The sequence below is a fragment of the Muricoccus roseus genome, from assembly GCF_900141905.1.
Lineage (GTDB): Bacteria > Pseudomonadota > Alphaproteobacteria > Acetobacterales > Acetobacteraceae > Roseomonas > Roseomonas rosea.
Genome location: NZ_FQZF01000063.1, coordinates 1 through 5,959, shown reverse-complemented (window position 1 = coordinate 5,959; position 5,959 = coordinate 1). Strand labels below are relative to the sequence as shown.

10 protein-coding genes are annotated in these 5,959 nt (G+C 68.3%); 8 read left to right on the top strand and 2 right to left on the bottom strand.

Translation table 11 applies throughout. The features are described 5' to 3' along the window. From BUB97_RS25035 to BUB97_RS25000, 8 genes are all read left to right on the top strand, one after another. Positions 1 to 1,303 (top strand): right-handed parallel beta-helix repeat-containing protein (locus BUB97_RS25035; RefSeq protein WP_217659762.1); only part of this gene is annotated, 1,303 nt, incomplete at its 5' end. Positions 1,304 to 1,353: 50 nt separating this feature from the next. Next, on the top strand, positions 1,354 to 1,626 hold the full coding sequence (locus BUB97_RS25030; protein ID WP_073140576.1) for a hypothetical protein: 273 nt from the start codon (positions 1,354 to 1,356) through the stop codon (positions 1,624 to 1,626). Next, a complete protein-coding gene (locus BUB97_RS25025) occupies positions 1,623 to 2,591 on the top strand; it encodes a hypothetical protein (protein ID WP_073140573.1) in 969 nt (322 codons plus the stop codon). Before BUB97_RS25030 ends, BUB97_RS25025 begins: the two co-directional genes overlap by 4 nt. Positions 2,592 to 2,601: 10 nt before the next feature. Next, entirely contained in the window at positions 2,602 to 3,090 is a 489-nt protein-coding gene (locus tag BUB97_RS25020; RefSeq protein ID WP_073140570.1) for a hypothetical protein, read from the top strand. A gap of 11 nt (positions 3,091 to 3,101) precedes the next feature. After that, positions 3,102 to 3,584 carry a hypothetical protein gene (locus tag BUB97_RS25015; RefSeq protein WP_073140566.1) on the top strand — a complete coding sequence of 161 codons (483 nt, stop codon included), beginning with the start codon at positions 3,102 to 3,104 and terminating at the stop codon, positions 3,582 to 3,584. Next, positions 3,577 to 3,879 (top strand): hypothetical protein, encoded by a 303-nt coding sequence (locus tag BUB97_RS25010; RefSeq protein WP_073140563.1) that lies wholly within the window; start codon positions 3,577 to 3,579, stop codon positions 3,877 to 3,879. The genes BUB97_RS25015 and BUB97_RS25010 overlap by 8 nt, the downstream gene beginning before the upstream one ends. Before the next feature lie 306 nt (positions 3,880 to 4,185). Beyond that, positions 4,186 to 4,473 (top strand): hypothetical protein, encoded by a 288-nt coding sequence (locus BUB97_RS25005; protein WP_073140560.1) that lies wholly within the window; start codon positions 4,186 to 4,188, stop codon positions 4,471 to 4,473. Continuing rightward, entirely contained in the window at positions 4,470 to 5,027 is a 558-nt protein-coding gene (locus BUB97_RS25000; protein ID WP_073140557.1) for a glycoside hydrolase family 108 protein, read from the top strand. The genes BUB97_RS25005 and BUB97_RS25000 overlap by 4 nt, the downstream gene beginning before the upstream one ends. Positions 5,028 to 5,065: 38 nt before the next feature. Here the strand turns inward: BUB97_RS25000 and BUB97_RS24995 are convergent, their stop codons facing one another. Together BUB97_RS24995 and BUB97_RS24990 are read right to left on the bottom strand one after the other, a co-directional pair. Continuing rightward, positions 5,066 to 5,599 (bottom strand): FkbM family methyltransferase, encoded by a 534-nt coding sequence (locus tag BUB97_RS24995; RefSeq protein ID WP_277614063.1) that lies wholly within the window; start codon positions 5,597 to 5,599, stop codon positions 5,066 to 5,068. A 147-nt stretch (positions 5,600 to 5,746) separates the two neighbouring features. After that, positions 5,747 to 5,959, bottom strand: a 213-nt coding sequence (locus BUB97_RS24990; protein ID WP_175562744.1) for a transposase, incomplete at its 5' end; no start/stop codon positions are given.

Genomic DNA, 5,959 nt, shown 5'->3' with positions numbered 1-5,959 from the left:
GTGCCCACGATCCCGTGGAATCCGTGCCCACCATCCCGTGGAACCGCTGCCCACGATGCCGTGGAATCACTGCCCACCATCCCGTGGAATTCGCAACCAGGCCCAGCAGAAGGGCTCGACCTCCATGCCCTTCATGGCCGAGTTCCCCTCGCCGAACCCGGGAGCCTCCTCCACCTGCGACGGCCTTTCCATCCGCGGCGACTACAAGGACCTGAACGGGGCTACCTGGGCGGGGATCCGCCGCTGCATCGTCAAGGACGTGGTCTTCGATGCCGGGGCGCACTGGCAGACGGCCGGGGGCGATGGCGGGCTGTTCATCGGCGGGGTCCGCAAGGCCCGGGTGGAGGGCAACACCTTCAAGGGCAGCCGTGATGTCGGCTTCTACGCCTCCGCCTCGGATGACGGCGTGGTCGGCGGCAACTACGTGGTCCGCAACAACGACTTCCTGAACTGCTTCCATGGCGTGGCGATGAAGCGCGGCGTCCTGGGCTTCAACATCTCGGACAACTACGGCGAGGGCTGCGTCCGGATGGTCACGATCGACTACATCGTGGCCTCCGCCTATGGCGGCTCGGTGCGGAACAACACGGGCAAGAAGTGCCACGTCCTGGCGCGCGTGGACCAGGGCCGCAACATCACCGTCCAGGACAACCTCTCGATCGAGGCCGGCGCCTTCCTGGCGGACGGGGTCACGCCGGTCGCGGTGATGTCGCCCTATATCGTGGTGCTCCAGGGCGCGCAGGACTGCATCGTCGTCCACAACAACAGCACGGGCATCCACCCCACCGTCGCCGCCAACTACCCCTCCTCGGGCTATGCCTATGCCGTCTCCAACGCCCAGGACGATGCGACGATCAAGTCCCAGAACAACCGCCTCATCAACAACCGGGCGACCGGCTGGCGCGGCCTGGGCGTGGATCAGGGCGTCAACACCACCATGGTGGACAATGAGCTGATCGGCGGCACGGTGCCGCAGTTCCTGCTCGGCGGCACGGGCGCCTACGAGGTGCGCGTCAGCCAGGCCACCCGGCGCCGCGACTTCTCCCACGGCATCAACCTGGCCGATGGCTCGGCCGCGCTGGTGGCGGTCGGGCGCCGCGGCAACGACAACCACGGCATGTACTTCGGCACGAACCTGATCGGCTTCGCCATTGCGGGCGTCGGGCAGTTCATCGTGGACAACCGGGGCGTGCGGCTCCCGACCATCCCGACCTATCCCGATGACGACGCCGCCAAGGCCGCCGGCATGGTGCCCGGCAACCTCTACAAGGCCGGCGACGGCACGCTGCGCGTCGTGGGCTGACCTCGGCCGGCCCAGCCCCTTCACCACCACCCACATCGCAGGAGCATGGCATGGCCATCCCGGAGGGCAGCCTGACGGCTGCCAGCCCCACCTCTGACTGGTTCGCGCCGACCGGCCCCTTCCGCATCTGGCGCGATGGCGGCACCGGTACCCTGGCGCTCCACGAGCGGGCCGCCGGCGACACCGGCAACGGCGTGGACACGGGCGCGACCCTGACCGCCGCCGGATCCATGCAAGGCGAGGCGGGATACCGCGGCAAGAGCGAGTTCCGCCTGGTGCTGACCGGCTCCGGTCCGGTCGCCTTCAAGGTCTTCGGCTCGTGACGCTGCGGCCGGTGCTGCGCCCGGTCCTGCGGCCGCTGCTGCGCGGCATGTTCGACGCGGGCGATGTGACACGCATCCTCGGGCCCAGCAGCTTCACCGGCCAGCTCTCTCGGGCCTCCGCGGCGAATGCCCGTCCGGTCGGCGGGGCTGGCTGGGAGAGCTGTGGCATCAACGCCCTGCGCCGCACCGGGCCTGCGCGCCGTGCGCTGACCGAGGGCCTCCAGCGGACCAACCTGCTGCTGAACTCGGCCGCGCTCGCGACGCAGTCCGTCGCTGTGACGGCGCAGGCCTATGTCCTGGCCTTCGAGGGCAGCGGGACCGTGACCCTGTCCGGGTCCGCCACCGGCTCCCTGGCCGGCACCGGGGCGAATGACCGCGTCTCCCTCGCCTTCACGCCCACCGCCGGCTCGCTGACCCTCACCGTCGCCGGCGACGTGCGCTTCGCGCAGCTGGAGGCGGGAACCTTCCCCTCCTCCTGGATCACCACGGCGGGCGCGGCCGCCACCCGCGCGGCCGACTTCGCCTCCTTCGCGGTCCCGGCCGCCCAGGGCACGCTCTATGGTACCTTCCTGCTGCCAGTGCTGGCCGCAGCCTATCAGGCCGTCGTCAGCATCACGGACGGCACCACCGCCAACGGGATCTGGTTCCGGGTGGCCAGCGGCGGCGCGATCGTGGCGCAGGGCCAGCGCGCCGGGGCCAACCTGCAGGACGCCGCAAGCGGCTGGGTGCAGCCGAACACGCTCCACCGCTTTGCCATGAGTTGGGGACCGGCAGGGTGCTTCGTCACGATCGACGCCCGCGCGCCACTCTCCTTCGCCAACCTGCAGCTGCCGATCGGGATGAACCGGGGCTGGATGGCTTCCCGCAACGGGGACGCGGTTTTTCCCGCCATCGTGGAATTCGACAGCCTGGACCTGCTGGCGGTGCAGCGCATCGGCGCGCCGCTCCAGGCCCTGGCCGCCTAAAGGAGCACCCATGAGCGAGACCTTCATCGATCACGCCTGGTACGGCGCGCCCGCCGCCATGGCTGCCGCCCTGGCCGGCCAGGCGAATGTCATCGGCCCGCTCGTGCTGGATGGCGTCGCCTACGCCACCGTGCGCGCGCCGGAGCCGCTCCCCCAGCCGCCCGGCGTGCTCACCATGGGCCCGCAGCTGTCCCGGGTGCTGCACGGCTCCTGGATGGGGGATGCCGCGCCGGTCCCGGCCGAGGTGACGAACTTCCAGGCTCGGACGGCTCTCCGTCATGCCGGGCTCTTCGAGGATGCCGAGACCATCGTGGAGACCAAGGCCAACATGCTGGCCCTGGCCGGTGACGAACTCGGCGCCGAGACCCTGCGTGAAGCCTGGGTGAAGGCCAGCTTCGTTCGCACCAGCCCTCTCATCGCTGAACTCGCCACCGTCCTGCAGCTCACTCCGGAGCAGCTAGACGACCTGTTCCGGGCCGCCGCCGCGGTCAGCGTCTAGGGGCGCCGCAGATGCCCAGCAGCCCCAACCTCCGCCCCTTGGGCAACACGGGCGCCAGCGATGGCGCTATTGAGGCCGCGGCCAGGGCCGCGGACCGGTCCCGGGCGCTCGGCTGGTTCCGTGACCCCTTCCGCTACCCTCAGTGGCTGGAGGCCACCTTCGCCATCACCTGGCTGAGCTGGTCGGTGGCGAACCTGCTCTCGCCCGACGCGCTGACCGAGAGGCCGGCGCTGGCCATCCTCAACGTGCTGGGCGGCTGGCTCTGGCCCTGGGTCGGATTTGTCCTCTTCCCCTGGCAGATCGCCGCGCTCCGGATGGGCAGCCTGCGCCAGCGCGCCATGGTGCAGACGATGGGCTACGGCATCCTGCTGCATGTCACGGTTTGCGTGGGCGCGATGAGCCTGGACCCGTTCTCGCCCATGATCACCCTCTTCCTCGCCCTCACGACGATCGCCGGCATCCTCTCCTGGAGGCTCTGGCGCCGGTATGCCTAATCTGACGGCGGAGCAGATCGTCGCCATCGGCTCCATGACCTTCGCCGGCCTCGCTGGGCTGCTCACCGCCTATGGGGCCATCCGGTCGCGCCGCGACACCATCAACCGCGAGGATGAGGAGGAGATGGAGGCCGAGATCCGGACCCTCCGCCGCCGCCTCGCTCATGCCCACAGCTTCATCAGCACCTTGACCCTGGCGGCCGTGAAGATCCGGCATGTGGCGGCCCAGCGCCTGATCCTCGCCGGCGATGACTCTCCCCTTCCCGAGGTGCCGGTCTTCAGTGATGTGGAGTGACGCAGCGCTCAGCCGGCCATCCAGCTGCCTGAGAGCTCACCTTAATCAGCTTCGTCCTCTGCGCCCCGCAGCGCTTGCAGATCATGAGACGGTACCGCGTGCCAGTGTGATAGGGCAGCGGGTGCCAACCGGCGCTCTGCCAGCGATGCCCGACGACCCGGCAGAGGACTGGTCTCAGCAGGCCGGAAGCCACTCGCGCCAGCCCTGTGACGAACCTCATCTGCAGCCTGACGGCTCCGCAATGTTGCGGGGCGTAGTTTAGCACCGGCCGGTCAGCCGGGCACCCCTGACCATCTGGAGATGACGATGAGCGACAGCCCCGAGCTGCCGCCCGCGGAGCCGCACGCGCCCGCGGGACGGATGAACCCTGCCCAGCTGCTGGTCGGCCTCGTAGCCCTGACGCTCGCCGCCTGCGGGGTTGCCCTGATCGTGCTGGTGGACATGCCCACCGAGAAGGCCGTCATGGTGGCCGGCTTCGTCGGCGCCGCGGTGGGCTGGGCCGGCAATGTGGTGGCCTACTACTTCGGCTCCAGCGCCGGCAGCGCGGCGAAGGACGCGCAGCTGAGCCAGACCGTGCGGGGGATGTTCCGGTGAGCGCCTCCCGCTTCGCCACGCTGATCGACGGCGTGATCGGCCGCGAGGGCGGCTACTCCAACCACCCCTCCGACAAGGGCGGGGAGACCATGTGGGGCATCACCATCGCCCGGGCCCGGGCGGCCGGCTACAGCGGCCCCATGCGCGCCATGCCGCGCGACACGGCGGTGGAGATCTATCGCCTGTTCTACTGGACCCAGCCGGGCTTCGACCGTATCGATGAGGTCGCGCCGGAGCTGGCCGAAAAGCTGCTCGACATCGGTGTGAACATGGGGACCGCCGTAGCGGGGCGCTTCCTGCAGCGCGCCCTGAACCACCTCAACGGCCGGGGCAGCCTCTATGGCGACCTGGTGGTGGACGGAATCTTTGGGGCGATGACGCGGGCCGCTCTGAACTCGCTGATCCAGCGGCGCGGGAAGGAGCTGGCGGTCCGTGTGCTACTGGCCGTGGCCACGGCGCAGCAGTCAGTCCGCTACGTCGAGATCACCGAGACCAACCCTGCCCAGGAGGACTTCGCCTGGGGATGGCAGGTGAACCGGGTGGTTGGGGATTGATGAAGAGAACGCCCGGCCGGAGACGCAGTTCTACCGCGCTAGAGGCTGAAGATGGAAGTCACCAGCATCTGGGCGCGGAGCCGATAGCCCTGTGAGACCAACAGGTTGAACACATCATTGCCTTTGGGGTTGTGAAGGTCGAATGCGTGCGTCTCAACGGCGATGACCTTCGGTCGATACTGCTTCCAGTCGTTTGCATTAAGGGCAGCGAAGTCCACACCTTCGACATCAAGGTTCAGGAATCCGATTTCTTGGCCGGCGGGAAGATATTCATCCAGCAGGGAGGGAATGGTGCGAACCGGCACTATACGCCGCTCGCCTGACGACTTCGTGGCGGTAAACCGTGCTTGCCGGTCTGCATCGATCGTGTTGAACGCCCCCTCCTCGAAGATGACCGCCTCGATCTCGCCGTCTGCTGCTCCGATCGCGCAGCAAACACTGATGTCATCCGGGCGCGCTTCCCTCAAACGGTCCACATAGCGGCTATCCAGGTCGACGTTTATGCCGCGCCATCCGCTCTCGATGTTGAGCAATGCTGTGTTGGAGAGCACGAACGGATCGTGTGCTCCGATATCAAGATAGAAGCCGTTCCTAATCCCCCTAACAGGTCGCTGAATTACTCGGCGTTCTGGAGCGTTTTCCCGTCGGAGGGACCAGCGGCTTTGCGCGTCCGGCCCGTTCCTACGAGCGGCATGGACGCCGGATGCCGGTTTTCGGCTTCATGCTGCCAGCAGCCGGGGCAGTCGGGCCAGGTTGTTGGCGACCATCGTCAGGATGAAGCGGGATCGCACGCGTTCGATGCGACGATAGACGGTCTGGGCCATGCCGCCGACGGTCTTGGCCCAGCCGAAAGCCTCCTCGATGCGCTTGCGGTGTTTCTGGGACAGGGCATGGCTCTCGTGCCGGGTGGTGCGGCCGTCGATCGCTGAATG